At 61.5% G+C, this 19,108-nt stretch carries 17 protein-coding genes; 10 read left to right on the forward strand and 7 right to left on the reverse strand.

Annotation, left to right across the window (positions count from 1 at the left end):
• Positions 1-421: 421 nt before the first annotated feature.
• Positions 422-2,059, reverse strand: coding sequence for a chaperonin GroEL (gene groL, locus AC1DNW_RS31750; protein WP_477855416.1), 1,638 nt, complete (start codon positions 2,057-2,059; stop codon positions 422-424).
• A gap of 56 nt (positions 2,060-2,115) precedes the next feature.
• Entirely contained in the window at positions 2,116-2,412 is a 297-nt protein-coding gene (gene groES, locus AC1DNW_RS31755) for a co-chaperone GroES (protein ID WP_007814205.1), read from the reverse strand.
• Positions 2,413-2,822: 410 nt separating this feature from the next.
• On the opposite strand from groES, the gene AC1DNW_RS31760 reads away from it, so the two are divergent.
• The gene (locus tag AC1DNW_RS31760) at positions 2,823-3,671 is read left to right on the forward strand and encodes a TIGR01459 family HAD-type hydrolase (RefSeq protein WP_113308174.1); all 849 of its coding nucleotides are present in this window, start codon (positions 2,823-2,825) and stop codon (positions 3,669-3,671) included.
• Positions 3,672-3,685: 14 nt separating this feature from the next.
• Positions 3,686-4,669 (forward strand): bifunctional riboflavin kinase/FAD synthetase, encoded by a 984-nt coding sequence (locus AC1DNW_RS31765; protein ID WP_113308206.1) that lies wholly within the window; start codon positions 3,686-3,688, stop codon positions 4,667-4,669.
• Positions 4,670-4,729: 60 nt separating this feature from the next.
• Here the strand turns inward: AC1DNW_RS31765 and AC1DNW_RS31770 are convergent, their stop codons facing one another.
• Together AC1DNW_RS31770 and AC1DNW_RS31775 are read right to left on the reverse strand one after the other, a co-directional pair.
• Positions 4,730-5,944, reverse strand: a complete 1,215-nt coding sequence (locus AC1DNW_RS31770; protein ID WP_113308175.1) for an MFS transporter — start codon at positions 5,942-5,944, stop codon at positions 4,730-4,732.
• Positions 5,945-6,004: 60 nt separating this feature from the next.
• Positions 6,005-6,301: a hypothetical protein gene (locus AC1DNW_RS31775; protein ID WP_162747013.1), complete on the reverse strand. Its 297-nt coding sequence runs from the start codon at positions 6,299-6,301 to the stop codon at positions 6,005-6,007.
• A 68-nt stretch (positions 6,302-6,369) separates the two neighbouring features.
• Here AC1DNW_RS31775 and ileS point away from each other — a divergent pair, with 68 nt between their 5' ends.
• A complete protein-coding gene (gene ileS / locus AC1DNW_RS31780) occupies positions 6,370-9,276 on the forward strand; it encodes an isoleucine--tRNA ligase (RefSeq protein WP_477855417.1) in 2,907 nt (968 codons plus the stop codon).
• 131 nt (positions 9,277-9,407) lie between these two features.
• Positions 9,408-10,037, forward strand: a complete 630-nt coding sequence (locus AC1DNW_RS31785; protein ID WP_113295130.1) for a hypothetical protein — start codon at positions 9,408-9,410, stop codon at positions 10,035-10,037.
• 51 nt (positions 10,038-10,088) lie between these two features.
• Here AC1DNW_RS31785 and AC1DNW_RS31790 read toward each other — a convergent pair whose 3' ends face one another.
• Both AC1DNW_RS31790 and AC1DNW_RS31795 read right to left on the reverse strand, forming a co-directional pair.
• Positions 10,089-10,364, reverse strand: coding sequence for a hypothetical protein (locus AC1DNW_RS31790; protein ID WP_113308177.1), 276 nt, complete (start codon positions 10,362-10,364; stop codon positions 10,089-10,091).
• 27 nt (positions 10,365-10,391) lie between these two features.
• The gene (locus tag AC1DNW_RS31795) at positions 10,392-10,829 is read right to left on the reverse strand and encodes a nucleoside deaminase (RefSeq protein ID WP_113295132.1); all 438 of its coding nucleotides are present in this window, start codon (positions 10,827-10,829) and stop codon (positions 10,392-10,394) included.
• Between the two features lie 90 nt (positions 10,830-10,919).
• Here AC1DNW_RS31795 and AC1DNW_RS31800 point away from each other — a divergent pair, with 90 nt between their 5' ends.
• The 3 genes from AC1DNW_RS31800 to AC1DNW_RS31810 are packed head-to-tail and all read left to right on the forward strand — an operon-like array spanning position 10,920 to position 14,531.
• Complete coding sequence (locus AC1DNW_RS31800; RefSeq protein WP_477855418.1) at positions 10,920-13,088, forward strand: pseudouridine synthase; 2,169 nt, start codon at positions 10,920-10,922, stop codon at positions 13,086-13,088.
• The gene (rsmD, locus tag AC1DNW_RS31805; protein ID WP_113308179.1) at positions 13,069-13,629 is read left to right on the forward strand and encodes a 16S rRNA (guanine(966)-N(2))-methyltransferase RsmD; all 561 of its coding nucleotides are present in this window, start codon (positions 13,069-13,071) and stop codon (positions 13,627-13,629) included. Before AC1DNW_RS31800 ends, rsmD begins: the two co-directional genes overlap by 20 nt.
• Before the next feature lie 20 nt (positions 13,630-13,649).
• On the forward strand, positions 13,650-14,531 hold the full coding sequence (locus AC1DNW_RS31810; RefSeq protein WP_113295135.1) for a patatin-like phospholipase family protein: 882 nt from the start codon (positions 13,650-13,652) through the stop codon (positions 14,529-14,531).
• Positions 14,532-14,546: 15 nt separating this feature from the next.
• Here the strand turns inward: AC1DNW_RS31810 and AC1DNW_RS31815 are convergent, their stop codons facing one another.
• Entirely contained in the window at positions 14,547-16,358 is a 1,812-nt protein-coding gene (locus AC1DNW_RS31815; protein WP_113308180.1) for a monovalent cation:proton antiporter-2 (CPA2) family protein, read from the reverse strand.
• Positions 16,359-16,472: 114 nt separating this feature from the next.
• Between AC1DNW_RS31815 and AC1DNW_RS31820 the strand changes: the two genes are divergently transcribed.
• The 3 genes from AC1DNW_RS31820 to AC1DNW_RS31830 all read left to right on the forward strand — a co-directional run bounded on the left by AC1DNW_RS31820 (position 16,473) and on the right by AC1DNW_RS31830 (position 18,958).
• Entirely contained in the window at positions 16,473-17,822 is a 1,350-nt protein-coding gene (locus AC1DNW_RS31820) for a TldD/PmbA family protein (RefSeq protein ID WP_477855419.1), read from the forward strand.
• A gap of 16 nt (positions 17,823-17,838) precedes the next feature.
• Entirely contained in the window at positions 17,839-18,648 is an 810-nt protein-coding gene (locus AC1DNW_RS31825) for a 3'(2'),5'-bisphosphate nucleotidase CysQ (protein ID WP_477855420.1), read from the forward strand.
• Positions 18,649-18,709: 61 nt separating this feature from the next.
• On the forward strand, positions 18,710-18,958 hold the full coding sequence (locus tag AC1DNW_RS31830) for a DUF4170 domain-containing protein (protein WP_113295138.1): 249 nt from the start codon (positions 18,710-18,712) through the stop codon (positions 18,956-18,958).
• Positions 18,959-19,108: the final 150 nt, after the last annotated feature.

Below are 19,108 nucleotides of genomic sequence, written 5' to 3' on the forward strand. Positions count from 1 at the left end.
GATTTGCGCGTTATCCGATTAGTCGGGTGACGAAAAGTCTCATTTATGCGTTGTGGAAACGGTTCCACGCATACCATAGCATGCAATTCTCATAATTTAGGCTGCTGGGAGACCGAATTTCCCTGGCCGAAAAAATACATGGCACGCAAGTTTCGCGAAAGCCTCGCACGAAAACCGGGCTTTCCGATTGGTTGATTGAACGTTTAAGCATCCTGTTAAATAAAATATTTTCGAATCGCCTGAATAAAGAAAAGGGCGGCCCGAAGACCGCCCTTCCTGTTCCGGAGACCGGAATGGATGTCAGTGACGGCTTTCGCCTATCACATCATGTCCATACCGCCTGTTCAGCGCGCTTGACGCGCTGAACCACTTTGGATGATGGGCGGCTTTACGGACGATGCTGTGAAAGGCCGTTGGCCTATCACATCATGTCCATACCGCCCATGCCGCCCATGCCACCAGGCATTGCCGGAGCGTCCTTCTTCGGCAGCTCGGCGATCATGGCTTCCGTGGTGATCAGCAGCGAGGCAACCGAAGCTGCGTTCTGCAGAGCCGTACGGACAACCTTGAGCGGGTCGACGATGCCCATGGCGATCATGTCGCCATACTCGGACGTCTGGGCATTGTAGCCGTAGTTGTCTTCGTTCTTGTCGAGAACCTTGCCGACAACGATCGAAGCTTCGTCACCAGCGTTTTCTGCGATCTGGCGAACCAGAGACTGCAGAGCGCGGCGAACGATGTTGACGCCGGCTTCCTGATCCTGGTTTTCACCCTTGACAGTGATCTTCGTGGAAGAGCGCAGGAGAGCGATACCGCCGCCCGGGACGATGCCTTCCTGAACAGCAGCGCGCGTCGCGTTGAGAGCGTCGTCGATGCGGTCCTTCTTTTCCTTCACTTCGATTTCCGTCGAGCCGCCGACGCGGATAACGGCAACGCCGCCAGCGAGCTTGGCAAGACGTTCCTGCAGCTTTTCGCGGTCGTAGTCGGAGGTGGTTTCTTCGATCTGAGCCTTGATCTGGGCAACACGGCCTTCGATGTCGGACTTGGCGCCAGCGCCGTCGACGATCGTGGTGTTTTCCTTGGAGATCGAAACCTTCTTGGTACGGCCGAGCATGTCGAGGGTGACAGACTCAAGCTTGATGCCAAGGTCTTCGGAAATGACAGTGCCGCCCGTCAGGATGGCGATGTCTTCCAGCATGGCCTTGCGGCGGTCGCCGAAGCCCGGAGCCTTGACAGCAGCGATCTTCAGGCCGCCGCGCAGCTTGTTGACGACGAGCGTAGCAAGAGCTTCGCCTTCGACGTCTTCAGCGATGATGAGGAGCGGCTTGCCGGTCTGAACGACAGCTTCGAGAACCGGGAGCATGGACTGCAGGTTCGAGAGCTTCTTTTCGTGCAGCAGGATGAAAGCGTCTTCGAGGTCAGCAACCATCTTTTCCGGGTTGGTGACGAAGTACGGGCTCAGGTAGCCGCGGTCGAACTGCATGCCTTCGACGACTTCGAGCTCGGTTTCAGCGGTCTTGGCTTCTTCGACGGTGATGACGCCTTCGTTGCCAACCTTCTGCATGGCTTCAGCAATGTCGAGACCGACCTGCTTGTCGCCGTTTGCGGAGATCGTGCCGACCTGTGCAACTTCTTCCGACGTGGAGATCTTCTTGGCCTTGGCCTGGAGATCCTTGACGACTTCAGCAACAGCGAGGTCGATGCCGCGCTTCAGGTCCATCGGGTTCATGCCGGCTGCTACAGCCTTGTTGCCTTCGCGAACGATGGCCTGTGCAAGAACCGTGGCGGTCGTCGTGCCGTCGCCGGCAACGTCGTTGGTCTTCGAAGCAACTTCGCGGACCATCTGGGCGCCCATGTTTTCGAACTTGTCTTCGAGTTCGATTTCCTTGGCGACCGAAACACCGTCCTTGGTGATGCGCGGAGCGCCGAAGGACTTGTCGATAACGACGTTACGGCCCTTCGGACCAAGCGTGACCTTCACTGCGTCAGCGAGGATATCGACGCCGCGCAGCATCTTTTCGCGCGCGCTGCGGCCGAATTTTACTTCTTTAGCTGCCATTTTGAGAACTCCTGAAAAGGGGTGTCAGCGATTACAGGTGAAAGACATCCGGCTGATTAGCCGATGATGCCCATGATGTCGGCTTCCTTCATGATGAGAAGGTCTTCGCCGTCGATCTTGACTTCGGTGCCCGACCACTTGCCGAACAGAATGCGGTCGCCGGCCTTGACGTCCAGCGGAACGACCTTGCCGGATTCGTCACGAGCGCCGGAGCCGACGGCGACGATTTCGCCTTCCTGCGGCTTTTCCTTGGCGGTGTCCGGGATGATGATGCCACCCTTGGTCTTGGCTTCGGATTCAACGCGGCGAACGACGACGCGATCGTGAAGCGGGCGGAAATTGGTGCTTGCCATTGTCTAATCCCTCGATCAAATGACATTCGCGGACCGGGGTGGCCCACAATGGAGATGTTAGCACTCAACTCCTGTGAGTGCTAGCGCCGTGCATTTAGGGATGGCTCCAGAAGGAGTCAAGAAGAGCCCTCACGGATTTTTGTGCCGGAATTGTGGAGATGGCGGGATTTGTCCGACGTCGTTACCGAGCCGCGGCTGGTCCATCTTTCTCACAGCGCTGGTCGGGATGGCGCGCGCTTGGTCCTGCAGTGCTCGCCATCCTCCGTCACGCTGTTCCGCTCCAAGGTTAGATGGTGAAGAGCCTTGGCTTCTGTGGCTCGCGGCGTTCTTCGCTTGACGTAGAAATGCCTTGCCATCGAAGCCCGCCTTTGCAATGTCACCGGTGACCGAAAGCGAAGCAGGAAAGCGGAATGGCAAAGCGGATTGCGAACTTCTCCGAGATCACCGATCGATACGATGTGGTGCTCTGTGATGTCTGGGGCGTCGTCCATAACGGCGTCGATCCGTTTCCGAAGGCGGGCGAGGCGCTGGAGGCAGCCCGTGCGGCCGGCCTGACCGTCGTTCTCATCACTAATTCGCCGCGCGTCTCCTGGCAGGTCGTCGAGCAGCTGCGCCAGATCGGCGTGCCCGACAGCGCCTATGACCGCATCGTCACCTCGGGCGATGTCACGCGTACGCTGATTGCCGAAGGTCCGCGCAAGGTCTTCCTGCTCGGCCCCGAGCGCGACAGCCCGCTCCTTGAAGGCCTCGATATCGAGCGCGCCGCTGCCGGCGAAGCCACCTCCGTTGTCTGTACCGGCTTTTTCGACGACGAGACGCAGACGCCCGAGGACTACACGGACATACTGCTGGACTTCAAAGCTCGCAACGTGCCGATGATCTGCGCCAATCCCGATCTCGTCGTCGAGCGCGGTCACCGCATCATTCCCTGCGCCGGTGCCATGGCCGCCTATTATGAACAACTCGGCGGTTCCACMCGCATTGCCGGAAAACCGCACCGGCCGATCTATGAGGCGACGCTTGTCGCTGCCCGCGAGGTCCGCGGCGATTTCCCCATCGATCGCGTGTTGGCGATCGGCGACGGCATGCCGACGGATGTCCGCGGCGCCTTGAATTATGGGCTCGACCTTCTCTACATCAGCGGTGGTATCCACGCGAAGGAATATACGTTGAACGGCGAAACCGACGAGGCGATCCTCAACGCCTATCTCCAACGGGAAAAAGCCGCACCCAAGTGGTGGATGCCGCGCCTCGCATAAGAGAAAACAAGCCGATGACCGTTTTCCACCGCAATGAAACCCGCGATCCGCTGCCCGAGCATTTGAAGGGCGGCGTCATCGCCATCGGCAATTTCGATGGCGTTCATCGCGGCCATCAGTCGGTGCTGAACCGGGCGCTCGATATTGCCAGCGCGCGCGGGGTGCCGGCTCTCGTGCTGACCTTCGAGCCGCATCCGCGCACCGTCTTCAAGCCGGATGCGCCGGTCTTCCGGCTGACACCCGCGCCACTCAAGGCGCGCATCCTGGAAGAGCTGGGCTTCAACGCGGTCATCGAATATCCTTTCGATTACGAATTTTCCCAGCGCTCGGCGGAAGAGTTCATCCACTCCATCCTGAAGGACTGGCTCGGCGCGTCCGAGGTGGTGACCGGCTTCGATTTCCATTTCGGCCGCGGCCGCGAGGGTGGGCCTGCCTTTCTGATGGACGCCGGCAACAGATATGGGTTCGGCGTCACTCTGATCGACGCGTTCCGCGACGAGAATACCGACGTCGTCTCCTCGAGTCATATTCGTGCGCTGCTGAAGGAAGGCGATGTCTCCTCGGTCGCCGCCATGCTCGGCTATCGCTATACCGTGCAGTCGAAGGTCATTGACGGCGAGAAGCTCGGCCGTCAGCTTGGCTTTCCGACCGCCAACATGCGGCTGCCGCCAGAGGCGGAGCTTGCAGCAGGCATCTATGCCGTCCGCTTCCGCCTCGAAAACGGCAAGCTCCATAATGCGGTGGCGAGCTATGGCCGCCGCCCAACGGTGACGGAAAACGGCGCGCCGCTGCTCGAAACCTATCTCTTCGATTTCAGCGGCGATCTCTACGGCCAGACCTGTTCGGTGTCCTTCTTCGGCCATCTGCGTCCCGAACTGAGGTTCGACGGGCTTGATCCGCTCGTCGCGCAGATCAAGCGCGACGAGGAGGAGGCGAGGGCGCTTCTGTCAGGCGTCCGGCCGCTCGGCGAGCTGGATCGGAAGCTCTGTTTCGACTGAGCAATTCCAGCAAGTGCATAGCGGTTTTGCGTCCGGAATTGCATAATAACAAGGTCATGCTCAGGCCGTGCCGAGCGCTGGCTGAGCCTTCTGGCGCGGGAGTGGTGGAAAGGCGAGTGCAATGCCTGCCGCACCGAGCCCAACCAACGCGGAGCCGATGAAGAGCCACGAGTAGTTGGCATAGCTATCGTAGATCCAGCCGCCGATCAGCGGTCCGAAGGCCATGCCGATGCTGGATAGCATCGTCGCCGCCCCGAACACCGTGCCGATGATGCGCGGGCCGAAATATTCACGTGCAAGCACCGCATAGAGCGGCATCACCCCGCCATAGGCGCTGCCGAAGATCACGGCGAGTGCATAGAACTCCCCGAGCTTGCTGACGGCAAGATAGGTGGCAAGGGCTGCCGCTTGCACCAGCAAGCCCGCGATGATGACCGGCTTCACGCCGATCCGGTCCGCCAGCGTGCCGTAGACCAGGCGACCGCCGAGACCGGCCAGGCCCTCGACGCTATAGATGCTGACGGCAGCCATAGGAGCTACGCCACAGAGTGTCGCGTAGCTCACCATATGGAAGATCGGCCCGGAATGGGCAGCACAGCAGGCAAAGAAGGTAAGCCCGAGAACGATGAACTGCGGCGAGCGGAAAACCTTCCACAGATTTGGAGTTCCGCCATCGGTTGAGACGATGACCTCATGCGTATCCTGGGGCGGTGAGGGCCGGCGGCGCACAAGCAGGGCCGCGGGGATCATCAGGATGAGCGCACCGATGCCGATGATCATCATCGCCGGTCGCCATTCATAGGCGGTAATGAGCCAGCGTGCGAAGGGCGAAATCGTCATCGGTGCAACACCCATGCCCGCTGAAACCAGCGATACGGCAAGGCCGCGGTTCTCGTCGAACCACTCCGTGGTCGCTGCGATCATCGGCGCGAAGAAGGCGCTGGCCGAGAGGCCGACAAGCACGCCATAGGTCAACTGGAACTGTAAGAGCGTTTCCGCCCGGCTGGCGAGAACCAGTGCCAGCCCGAGAATGACGGAGCCGATCAGCACGACAGGGCGCGGCCCGTAGCGATCGCTGGCCGCGCCCCAGAAGAAGCCGCCGATACCCATGACGATGAAATTCAGCGTCATGGCGCTGGCAATGCCGGCATGCGACCAGCCGGTGGCATCGGCGATCGGCTGCTGGAAGATGGCGAGCGAAAACATGGCGCCGAGCGCCACGCACGTCATCAGTGCGCCGGCCGCGACGATAACCCAACGATAGGAACTGCTCATATCCTCATCACTCCTTGCGGGCGGGTTTGATCGGCATGATGAATTTTCGCTGCCCGTGTGTCAAAGACGTTCGGACAAAGGGGAATTCGACAGGGGTTTTGGATTTTTTGCATTGGGAGTAGCAAAACCGTAGCCATGGATGCCTACCGTTCGTTTTTTGATGCGGAAGGCATTCGGGTTGCGGCTTTTCACGAGGTTGCGGGTCCGAAATCCCTCTTCCTTTTCCGCTGAAAAGCGCTTATGAACCGGCCCGATGAGTAAATTCCGGCTGGCGCATTCGATACGAATTATCGGCCCGGTCTTCCGCGCGCGCTGAGCGGCCGGAAGGTCCGGGTTTTCGGCGCTTGGATTGAGCAAGCGCTTTCCGTCACCACAGATTTCATATCCGCGAGCCCTTGTCGGGCCGCCAGAAGCGATTGTTACACATGACCGAAACAGCCGAAAAGATCGATTACTCGAAGACCCTCTATCTGCCCGAGACGGATTTCCCCATGCGCGCCGGCCTGCCGCAGAAGGAGCCGGAACTCGTTGCCCGCTGGCAGCAGATGGATCTCTACAAGAAACTGCGTGCCTCGGCCGCCGGCCGCGAAAAATTCGTCCTGCACGACGGCCCGCCCTATGCCAACGGCAACATCCATATCGGCCACGCGCTGAACAAGATCCTCAAGGACGTCATCACCCGCTCCTTCCAGATGCGCGGCTACGACTCCAACTACGTTCCCGGCTGGGACTGCCACGGCCTGCCGATCGAATGGAAGATCGAGGAAGAGAACTATCGCGCCAAGGGCAAGGCCAAGCCTGACCTGACCGAGCCCTCGGCGATGATCGAATTCCGCCGCGAATGCCGCGCCTATGCCGAAAAGTGGATCGCCATCCAGGGTGCCGAATTCCAGCGTCTCGGTATCGTCGGCGATTTCGAAAACCCGTACCTGACGATGAACTTCCATGCGGAAAGCCGCATCGCCGGCGAACTGCTGAAGATCGCCAGGAGCGGCCAGCTTTATCGCGGCTCCAAGCCGATCATGTGGTCGGTCGTCGAGCGCACTGCGCTCGCGGAAGCCGAAGTCGAATACCACGACTACGAGAGCGACACGATCTGGGTGAAGTTCCCGGTCGCGGAAGGCCCTGCTGGTGTCAAGGATGCCTTCGTCGTCATCTGGACCACCACGCCCTGGACGATCCCCGGCAACCGGGCAATCGCCTATTCCTCGCGTGTTGCTTACGGCCTTTACGAAGTGACGGCTGCCGAGAACGATTTTGGTCCGCGTCCGGGCGAGAAGCTGATCTTTGCCGACAAGCTCGCTGAAGAATCCTTCGCCAAGGCAAAGCTGCAATACAAGCGGCACGCCGACGTCTCGGTCGAAGATCTCGCCGGCATCGCCTGCGCGCATCCGCTGAAGGGTCTCGGAGGCGGCTATGAATTCGTCGTGCCTTTGCTCGATGGCGACCATGTCACCGATGACGCCGGTACCGGTTTCGTCCACACCGCGCCGAGCCATGGCCGTGAGGACTTTGACGCCTGGATGTCGGCTGCCCGCTCGCTCGAGGCACGTGGCATCGACACCAAGATCCCGTTCCCGGTGGACGACGGCGGTTTCTACACCGCTGATGCCCCCGGCTTCGAAGGCGCGCGCGTCATCGACGATAACGGCAAGAAGGGCGATGCCAACGACCGTGTCATCAAGGCGCTGATCGAGCGCGGCGCACTCTTTGCCCGCGGTCGCCTGAAGCATCAGTATCCGCATTCCTGGCGCTCCAAGAAGCCGGTGATCTTCCGCAATACGCCGCAGTGGTTCGTCTATATGGACAAGACGCTGGCGGACGGCACGACGCTACGCACCCGTGCGCTGAAGGCAATCGACGATACCCGCTTTGTGCCCGCCGCCGGCCAGAACCGCCTGCKCGCCATGATCGAACAGCGCCCGGATTGGGTTCTGTCCCGTCAGCGCGCCTGGGGCGTGCCGATCTGCGTCTTCGTCGATGAACAGGGCGAAGTGCTGCAGGACGATGCCGTCAACCAGCGCATCCTCGACGCTTTCGATGCCGAAGGCGCTGACGCCTGGTTTGCCGCAGGCGCCAAGGAGCGTTTCCTCGGCAACGAGCATGACCCGGCCAAGTGGGCGCAGGTCATGGACATCCTCGACGTCTGGTTCGACTCTGGCTCGACGCATACCTTCACGCTGGAAGACCGCCCGGACCTGAAATGGCCGGCCGATCTCTATCTCGAAGGCTCCGACCAGCATCGCGGCTGGTTCCACTCCTCGCTGCTGGAATCGGCTGCGACGCGCGGCCGTGCGCCCTATGATGCCGTCCTCACCCATGGTTTCACCATGGACGAGAAGGGCGAGAAGATGTCGAAGTCGAAGGGCAACGTCACAGCACCTCAGGAAGTCATGAAGGATGCTGGGGCCGACATCCTGCGCCTCTGGGTCATGACCTCCGATTACGCGGACGATCTGCGCGTCGGCAAGACGATCATCCAGACCAATGTCGATGCCTATCGCAAGCTGCGCAACACCATCCGCTGGATGCTCGGCACGCTGGCGCATGACAAGGGCGAGGTCATCGCGTTGGCAGATCTGCCGGAGCTGGAGCAGCTGATGCTGCACCGCCTCTCCGAGCTAGACCAGCTCGTGCGCGAGAACTACGACGCCTTCGACTTCAAGAAGATCGCACGCGCACTGATCGACTTTGCCAATGTCGAGCTGTCGGCCTTCTATTTCGATATCCGCAAGGATGCGCTCTATTGCGATGCGCCCTCCAGCCTTCGCCGCCGTTCGGCGCTCTATGTCATCCGCATGATCTTCGATTGCATGGTGACCTGGCTTGCGCCGATGCTGCCGTTTACGACGGAGGAAGCCTGGCTCTCGCGCAATCCTTCGGCCGTCTCCGTGCATCTGGAGCAGTTTGCTCCAGTCGCCAAGGAGTGGCGCAACGACGCGCTGGCCGAAAAGTGGAAGCAGATCCGCGCGATCCGCAGCGTCGTCACGGGCGCTCTCGAAATCGAGCGCAAGGACAAGCGCATCGGCTCGTCGCTGGAAGCGGCCCCCGTCGTCTATGTTGCCGATGCGGAACTGCGCAAGGTGCTCCAAGGGCAGGATTTCAGTGAGGTCTGCATCACCTCGGGCATCACGATCGAGGCCGCGGCAGGCCCGGCCGAGGCCTTCCGTTTGGCTGAAGTAGCCGAAGTCGCTGTCGTTMCCGCGCTTGCAGAGGGCACGAAGTGCGCGCGTTCCTGGCGCATCACCACCGATGTCGGTTCCGATCCTGATTATCCCGACGTTTCGGCGCGTGACGCTGCAGCACTTCGCGAACTCGGCATCCATGCCTGAAGATATTTACCGGGTGAATTGCCTTTATGGCGTTCATCCGGTAAAAGCTGCCTGAAAATGGCCGGATTTTTGCGTCAGGGGGACGATTGTCCGGTGGGCAGTACTGATTCCGGCATGCGGGAAGGGTTTTCATGTTAGCGACGCATTGGTTCCGTTTGGGCGCCTGCCTGTCTCTTGTTCTGGCGGCAAGCTCCACGATGTCCGGCTGCGCCAGCAGCCCGACCTACGGCACCGACAAGACCGCCATGGAACAGCTTGCCGACGACCTCGGCCAGTCCGTTTCGCTGACCGGGCCTGGCCCCAAGAATACCGGCGTGAAGTACACCCCACGCCCGACGCTCGTCATGCCGGCGCAGGCCCAGAAGGAAACCCTCGTGCAGCCGCAGCAGACGGTCGCCAACAAGGACAATCCGCAGTGGGTTGAATCGCCGGAAGAGGCCCGTACGCGTCTCGTCAAGGAAGCCGACGAAAACTCGGACAATCCGAGCTATCGTTCGCCGCTCGCCAGCTCTGCCATCGAAGGCGGCCGCCAGACGACCGAAGCTCAGGCCAAGGCCTTTCGCGAAGCGCGTGCCCTGCAGAAGGGTGCCTATATTGACCAGCGCCGCTACATTTCCGATCCGCCGACCGAATATCGCGCCGTCGACGATGCGGCCAAGCTCGATGACCTCGGCACGCCGGAGCAGAAGAAGGCGAAGCAGCGCAAGAAGGATGCCGCAGTCGCAAACAGCGGCACCAAGTGGTGGCAGATCCTTCAATAAGGCGATTTAATCAATTCCAGCGAAAGTGTTCACCGGTTTTGCGTAAAAAAACTAGCGGCGCGACGTGATGAACCAGCGTTTCGTCAGCGTGATATGCAGAAGCTGGCAGGCCAGAAAGACGCCGCATATCAAGGTGATGTCTGCATTGCCCGCCCGGCCGCTCAGCAGGATCGCGGCCARAACGACGGCGGCCAGCACCGGAATGGAGGCGAAAGCGATTGCCCGCGCCGCCGCCCAGTTCACCTTTCCCGTTAGCGACCAGTGCATCGGCAGCTTTGCTACGTCAGGTGCGATCGTCCGGTTGGCGTAAGCGGCAAGAACGCCCATGAAGTATGACGGTTCCTATGGCAATGATCACGGCAGGTCTCTCTTCTCGGAAAAGAATGCCCGCAGCATATCTGCTGATTCTGTCTCGTTGAGCCCGGAATAGACGTCCGGCGCGTGATGGCAGGTCGGCTGTGCGTAGAAGCGCACGCCATTATCTACCGCGCCGCCCTTCGGGTCTTCCGCCCCGTAATAGAGCCTGCGGATGCGGGCGAAGGAAATGGCGGCCGCACACATGGTGCAGGGCTCCAGGGTGACATAGAGGTCGGCGCCGGCGAGCCGTTCCTGGCCTAGCTTGTCCGAGGCCATGCGGATGGCGGCGATCTCGGCATGGGCGGTGACGTCGTTGAGTTCCCGCGTGCGGTTTCCGGAGACGGCAACGGCCGCGCCATCGATGACGACGACGGCGCCGATCGGCACCTCACCGCGTTCCCCGGCGGCGCGTGCTTCCTCGAGTGCCATCTCCATAAATCGATTTGTCTTCACGTTCGCAAGAATTTCCACTTAACCGCAGGTGCATGACCTGATAGACAGGCCGAAAAGGCAGGCAAACAACAAATGACACCCAAAGACAAGCCAAAACGCCCTGGCACCAAGGCCCCCGCGCGTGACGCCCGGTCCAAAAGCGGCCCGAAGACCGGTAGCGAGAAGCCGTTGAAGGCTGCTGCCGCGAAAGCTGCAGCTAACGAAGCGGATGGCGACGCCAAGGCGGAACGCATCTCCAAGGTGATGGCGCGCGCTGGCGTCGCCTCCCGTCGCGATATCGAACGCATGATCATGGATGGCCGTGTCACGCTGAACGGCAAGCCCCTGGACACGCCCGTCGTCAACGTTACGCTCGAAGACAAGATCGAAGTCKACGGCGTGCCGATCCGCGGCATCGAGCGCACGCGCCTTTGGCTCTACCATAAGCCGCAGGGCCTCGTGACGACGAATTCCGATCCCGAAGGACGGCCGACCGTCTTCGACAATCTGCCGGAAGAGCTTCCGCGCGTCATGTCGATCGGTCGTCTCGACATCAATACCGAAGGCCTGCTGCTGCTCACCAATGACGGCGGGCTGGCCCGTGCGCTGGARCTGCCGACCACCGGCTGGCTGCGCCGCTACCGTGTGCGCGCCCATGGCGATATCGATCAGGACGCGCTGGACAAGCTGAAGGATGGCATCGCCGTCGACGGCGTTCTTTACGGGTCGATCGAAGCGACGCTCGACCGCACGCAGGGGTCCAATGTCTGGATCACCATGGGCCTGCGCGAAGGCAAGAATCGCGAAATCAAAAACGTGCTCGGCGCGCTTGGTCTCGAGGTCAACCGCCTGATCCGCATTTCCTACGGCCCCTTCCAGCTTGGTGAACTGCCCGAGGGGCATGTAATCGAGGTACGCGGCCGCACGTTGCGCGACCAGCTCGGCCCGCGTCTCATCGAAGATGCCAAGGCGAATTTCGATGCGCCGCTCTATAATGCCCCGGCCGTTGCCGCCGAAGAGCCCGAAGAGCCGGCGCCCGAGCGCCGCGAACGTCCCCGTCGCGACGAGGACAAGCGCGAACGCGCGTTGAGCCGCCTCGATACCAAGCGCGACGACCGTCGGGATGATCGCCGAGACGATCGAAGGGACGACCGCCGCAGCGAAGACGACCGGCCGAAGCGCCCGGCGCTCGGCAGCCGCCGCAATGCCAATGTGTGGATGGCACCCGGTGCTCGTCCGCTCGGCGAGAAGGCAGCCGCCAAGGCTGCCAAGAATGTCCAGACCGCCCGCCGTCGCGGTGAAACGGTGCCAGTGAAGGAGCAGCGCTTCGATCCTGCAGCCGATCGGCTGCGCCCGCAGATCAATCGCGTCCATGAAGAGGATGGCGAGTGGATCCGCTCGAGTGACACGCCTGCCAAGCGTGATGAGGATGAAGGTTTCGGCCGCAAGCGCTCCTTTGGCGATAAGCCGCGTGGCGAACGTCGCCCGCGTTCGGATGGCGAGGAGCGTCCGCGCTCCTTCCGCGACCGTCCGCGCGAAGAGGGTGGCGAGCGCTCTTCGCGTCCAGCCAGAAGCTTTGGGGGCGAAGGCCGCTCCGACCGTCCTCGCGGCGACAAGCCTTTTGGTGACAAGCCACGTGGCGAACGTCGTCCGCGTGCGGAGGGAGAAGAACGTCCGCGTTCCTTCCGTGACCGCCCGCGTGAGGATGGCGGTGAACGTGCCTCCCGTCCGGCCAGAAGCTTCGGCGGCGAAGCCCGTTCGGAGCGTCCGCGCGGTGACAGACCCTTTGGTGACAAGCCACGTGGCGAGCGTCGTCCACGCGCGGAAGGCGAAGAGGGCTCGCGTCCCTTCCGCAGCCGCTCGCGTGAGGAAGGTGGCGAACGTGCTTCCCGTCCGGCCAGAAGCTTCGGCGGTGAAGGTCGTTCCGAGCGTGCCCGCGGCGACAAACCTTTCGGCGATAAGCCGCGTGGCGAACGTCGTCCGCCCACGGAGGGGGAAGAACGTCCGCGTTCCCCACGTGACCGCCCGCGTGAGGACGGAGGCGAACGTGCTTCGCGCCCGGCCAGAAGCTTTGGCAGCGAAGGCCGTTCGGAGCGTCCGCGCGGCGAAAAGCCCTCCGGTGACAAACCCCGCGGGGCAAAGAGTTTTTCCGGCAAGCCGAAGGGCGATCGGCCGGGTGGTGGTGGCAAGCCGAGTGGCGGGCCGTCCAGAGGTGGTGCGAAAGGTAAGGGAATGACGCGCGGTGCGGATCGTCGGCGGTGAGTTTCGCGGACGGCCGCTTGCCGTACCAAAATCCAACGACATCCGGCCGACTGCGGACCGGACGCGTGAGAGCCTGTTCAACATTCTGAGCCATGCCTATCCGGAATGCGTTGATGGCACCCGGATTCTCGATCTTTTCGCTGGCACCGGCGCGGTCGGCCTCGAAGCCGTGTCGCGCGGCTGTCGCCATGCGCTGTTTGTCGAAAACAGCGTGGAGGGCAGGGCGCTTCTCTGGGAAAACATTGATGCGCTCGGCCTGCACGGCCGCACGCGCATCCTGCGTCGGGATGCGACTGATCTCGGCAGCATCGGCAATCTCGAGCCTTTCGACATGCTTTTCGCCGATCCGCCCTATGGCAAGGGACTGGGCGAGAAGGCGCTCGCGGCTGCCGCAGAAGGCGGTTGGCTGAAACCGGGCGCGATCACCGTTCTTGAAGAGCGCTCCGATATTGCCGTTTCGGTGCATCCCTCCTATGTTTTCCTCGAAAGCCGGATATTCGGCGACACMAGAGTGCATTTCTTCCGGTATCAGCCGCACTAGTCGGCACGTGGGGGCAGATCGTGCCGCAGGCGGAAATCATCAGTCCGAAATCGCCTGCGATCAGCGATCTCCCGACGATAGCCGTTGCCTTCGGCGGCGGCGGTGCCCGTGGCCTGTCGCATATCCACGTCATCGAAACGCTGGATGAACTCGGCATCCGCCCGGTGGCGATATCGGGCTCCTCAATCGGTGCCATCATGGGCTCTGGCATGGCGGCCGGCATGTCAGGTTCGGAAATCCGTGAACATGCGCTGGCAACGGTCGGCAACAGGGCTGCCGTTGTCAGTCGTATCTGGGGGCTGCGACCGACCACAGTGCGCGATGCCGTAGCCAAGGGCATCCGGATAGGCCAGTTCAATCTCGAGCGCATCCTGAAGGCCTTCCTGCCCTCGGAGCTTCCGGCGCGCTTCGAGGATCTGCTGGTGCCGATGAAGGTGATTACCACCGATTATTACGGTCAGGCCGAAGTCATCATCGAACAGGGCCAGCTTTTTCCGGCACTCGCCGCATCATCGGCCATTCCTGCCGTCTTCATGCCGGTCAGGTTGCACGGCCGGGTAATGATCGATGGCGGCATTGCCAACCCCGTTCCCTACGAATGCCTGATGGACCTCGCCGATATCGTCATCGGCATCGATGTCGTTGGTGCACCAGAGGGTGACGGAACCCATATCCCGAACCGCATGGAAAGCATCTTCGGCTCCGGCCAGCTGATGATGCAGGCGGCGATTTCGCTAAAACTCAAACTCCTGCGACCGCATATTTTCCTGCGTCCCATCGTTGGACGTACCGGCGTCATGGATTTCCTGAAGGCGCGCGACGTGCTTGCCATGTCCGTCGGCGTCAAGGACGAACTGAAATACGCGCTCGATCGGGAAATCGAGGCGCGGTTGAAGCGCTAGTTCCGGAAATCGCGTTCAGGCATCCGCCGTCACGTCGGCCCTGTTTGCCAGCGGATCACCGCTGAAGGGATCGGCCGCACGCTTCGGTTTGACCAACGGTTCCGGCTTGATCGGTGTCGAAAACAGAAGATCCTGTCCCGCCTGCAATCCCTCGGAGACCTGCAGCACCAGCCGCGCCTCGTCGCGTTTGCGGATATCCTCGCCGATTTCATAGGCATCGACTTCGGCGACACCCAGCGTTTCCAGCGTGCGCCGGCCGAAGAGCAGGCCGGATTCCAGCGTTTCGCGCAGCTCGTAGTCGACGCCCTTGTTGCGCAGCTCGATGGAGTGAATACGGTCATAGGAGCGCACGAAGAGGGTCGTGTGCGGATAGTCTGCCTGGATCAGTTCGACCACCTTGTCGGTGATCTCCTTCTTCTGGGTGCAGACGAGCACGATCTTGGCCCTGTCGATGCCGGCCGAACGCAGCACGTCCTTGCGGGTGCCGTCGCCGAAATAGATGCGGAAGCCGAAGGACGACGCCTGTCGGATACGGTCGGCAGAAAAGTCGATGACGGTCACGCTTCGGCCGCCGGCAAGCAGGATCTGTGCGGCGATCTGGCCGAAACGCGAGAAGCCGACCATCAGCACGTCGGCGCCCGCACCCTCGAAATCCTCGTCCAGTTCCTCGTGTGCGTCTCCCGTCAGCATCCGCTTGGAAAGGGCCGCACCCAGCGGCGTCAGCGCCATCGAGAGGGTGACGATCGCAACGAGAAGCGAGGCGGTCGTGTTCGGCATCAGGCCCGCAACAGCGGCGGCGGTGAAAAGGACGAACCCGAACTCGCCGCCCTGCGGCAGCAGGAAGGCGATGCGCACGGCATCGTCATGCGAAGAGCCCGTCATGCGGCAGAGCGCATAGATGATGATCGCCTTCACGGCCATGATGATCGGCACGGCCATGATGATGAAGAGCACGTTGTCGAGCAGCACCTGAAGCTGCAGCGAYAGGCCGACGGCGATGAAGAAGATGGCGAGAAGCACGCCGCGGAATGGCTCGATATCGGCTTCCAGCTCATGCCGGTAGGAGGATTCGGCCAGCATGACGCCGGAAAGGAAGGCGCCCATCGCCATGGAAAGTCCCGCAAGCTGCATCAGGCTTGCCGAACCCATCACGACGAAAAGGGCCGCCGCGATCATCGCCTCGCGGGCGCCAGTGCGGGCAATGATCTGGAAGAGCGGCGTCAGCAGGTAGCGCCCCATGACGATCATCCCGCCGACCGCCGCAATCGAGATGCCGAAATCGACAAGCGGATCGCCGTTGCCCTTGCCGCCATCGAGGACGGTGACGACGGCCAGAAGCGGCACGATAGCCAAATCCTGGAAGAGAAGCATGGAGAAGGAGCGCTGCCCGTAGCGGGTATTCACGTCGCCGTCGCCTTCGAGGATCTGCATGGCAAAGGCGGTGGAGGAGAGCGCCAGCCCGAAGCCAGCAACGATGCTGCCGCGCCAGTCGAGGACGCCGGAACCCCAGGCAAGTGCGGTCAGCGCCAGGCCCGTCACCATCACCTGCGCCGTGCCCAGGCCGAAAATGTCGCGCCGCATCTGCCAGAGGCGGGAAGGCTTCAGTTCGAGCCCGATGATGAAGAGGAGGAAGACGACGCCGAGTTCGGCGACATTGAGGATCTGCTCGCCATCGGTGATGCCGTGAAAGACCGGCCCGATGACGATACCCGCCGCCAAATAGCCGAGAACTGTGCCGAGCCCGAGCTTCTTGAAGATCGGTGCRGCGACGACGGCGCCGCCGAGCAGCAGGATGGTTTCGGAGAAAAGCGCGTTGGGTGCGGACATGCTTCATTTCTTTCGATGGCAGGGCAAGCAGGCAGCCAGGAAAAGAATCGGCATCCACGGCCTTGATGCTTTCGGGAGTGCACAATAAATGGAACTGGAAGGAAAGGCCAAATCATGTCCTCTGAAATCGATTCCTCGACACTTCTTTCCCGTGCAAGTCAACTGATCGATCTGGCGAAAAAGGCAGGTGCCGATGCTGCCKACGCAGTCGTCGTCCGCTCGCGCGCCCAATCGGTCAGCGTTCGCTTAGGCAAGGTCGAAGGGACGGAGTCCTCCGAAAGCGACGACTTCTCGCTGCGTGTCTTCATCGGCAAGCGGGTGGCAAGCGTTTCCGCCAATCCGGGCTTCGACCTGCAGGCGCTGGCCGAACGCGCCGTCGCCATGGCCAAGGTGTCGCCGGAAGATCCGTTCGCCTGCCTCGCCGATGAGAACCGCCTTGCCAGAACCTATCCCGATCTGCAGCTGCTCGACACGACCGAGGTCGGCGCCGATCAGTTGCGGGAGGCAGCTCTTGCTGCCGAAGCCGCAGCTCTTGCCGTAAAAGGGATCACCAACTCGTCCGGTGCGGGCGCTTCGGCCGGTATGGGCGGTCTTGTGCTCGCCACTTCGCATGGCTTCGAAGGCAGCTATATGGCGTCGCGCTTCGGCAACTCCGTCAGCGTGATCGCCGGTGAAGGCACCGGCATGGAGCGCGACTACGATTTCGACAGCCGCCTCTATTATTCTGAACTGGATGATCCCGCCGAAATCGGCCGCCGGGCCGGCGAACGCGCCATCAAGCGCGTCAATCCCCGGCAGGTGCCGACCGGCAAGGGTATTACCGTCATCTTCGATCCTCGCATTGCCCGTGGTTTCGTCGGTCATATCGCCGGCGCCATCAACGGCGCATCCGTCGCCCGCAAGACGAGCTTCCTGCGCGACAAGATGGGCCAGCAGGTGCTGAAAGCCGGCCTGTCGATATCAGACGATCCGCTGATCGTGCGTGGGCCGTCCTCCCGTCCCTTCGACGGCGAAGGCGTTTCCGGCGAGCGGCTCGTGATGATCGAGGACGGCGTGCTCAAGCACTGGTTCCTGTCCACCTCCACCGCAAATGAAATCGGCGGTTTCGAAACCAACGGCCGCGGCGTGCGCGGCGGCACCTCCGTTACGCCCGCCTCCACCAATCTGGCATTGGAACCCGGAGACATCTCGCCGGAAGAGCTGATCCGTAGCGTTGGCAACGGTTTCTACGTGACCGAGCTGATCGGCCAGGGCGTCAACATGATAACCGGCKAATATAGCYGCGGTGCGACCGGCTTCTGGATCGAAAACGGTGAACTCACCTTCGCAGTATCGGAGGTGACGATCGCTTCGAACCTCAAGGACATGTTCATGAGGCTGACGCTCGCCAACGACATCGACCGTAAGTTCGGTGTGGCGGCTCCGACCTTCGCGATTGAAGGCATGACGCTTGCCGGTCGCTGACGAACGGATCGATGCGATGAGCGATGTGGAACAGTTCCGCTGGCAAAGCGATCTCGCGCTGATCGCCGATGCCGCGAAACAGGCGGGCGCCGTCGCACTCGGCTTCTTCAATCAATCGCCGGAAGTCTGGTGGAAAAACGAGGACCGCTCGCCCGTCAGCGCCGCCGATTTCGCCGCCAACGAAAAGCTCGAAACCATCCTGCGCAGGGCGCGGCCGGACTATGGCTGGCTGTCCGAGGAGACCGACGACGATGCCGGCCGTCTGCAGCATGAGACGCTGTTCATCGTCGATCCGATCGATGGCACGAGGGCTTTCCTGGCCGGCAAGGATCTCTGGTGCGTGAGCGTCGGCATCGTCCATCACGGCCGTCCCGTGGCAGGCGTGCTTTTTGCGCCGGCGCTGGACGAACTCTACGAGGCGACGGAAGGTGGCCCGGCGCTGAAAAACGGCGAGCCGATCTCCGTATCCAGCCGAAGCGAAGGCGATATCAGCCAGCTTGCCGTCAGCGAGGAGTTGTTCAAGGTTCTGCCKACGGCAGTTCGCGAACGCAGCGAGCGTGTCAAACACATTCCCTCGCTCGCCTACCGCATCGCCATGGTGGCCGATGGGCGTCTGGATGCGACGTTTGTCGGGCGGAGTGCCCATGACTGGGATATTGCGGCCGCCKATCTTATTCTGGAACGTGCCGGTGGCGGCCTCGTCGACCTTTCGGGTCACCCGGCAACGTATAATAGGGCGAAAGTCAGCCACGAGGCGCTCTGTGCCTCGCCCGTTCCGCGTCTCCGGGAATATCTGGACTTGTTCACTCAGCTAAGAGACGGTTGACGTTTCCGTCAAAATCCCTCAGATGAGGGCCGGAGGAGAATAGGCAGAAAAGAGAATAAAAATGACGGACTCCGGCGGTAAAAAGCAGCTCCTGCACCTCGTATTCGGTGGCGAACTCGAAAGCCTCGAAGGTATCCAGTTTCGGGATCTCAAGGATCTCGATATTGTCGGTATTTTCCCCGACTACGCTACGGCACTGACGGCCTGGAAGGGCAAGGCACAACAGACGGTCGACAATGCGCATATGCGCTATTTCATCGTCCACATGCATCGTCTGCTCGACCCGCAGGATACGACCGGGAGCAAGTGACCCGCGCAGCAAGCCGCTGGCTCTCCGCTGTCCACAGCGGAGGCCTTTGCGCATCGGTTCCTTGCCCTTGATCGACGCATTCTGAACAAATTGATCGGTCATTGCGGCCGCAACGATAATTGGGGAATTGGATTGATGTCGATCTGCATG

It is taken from the genome of Rhizobium sp. 05L429 (assembly GCF_056397645.1).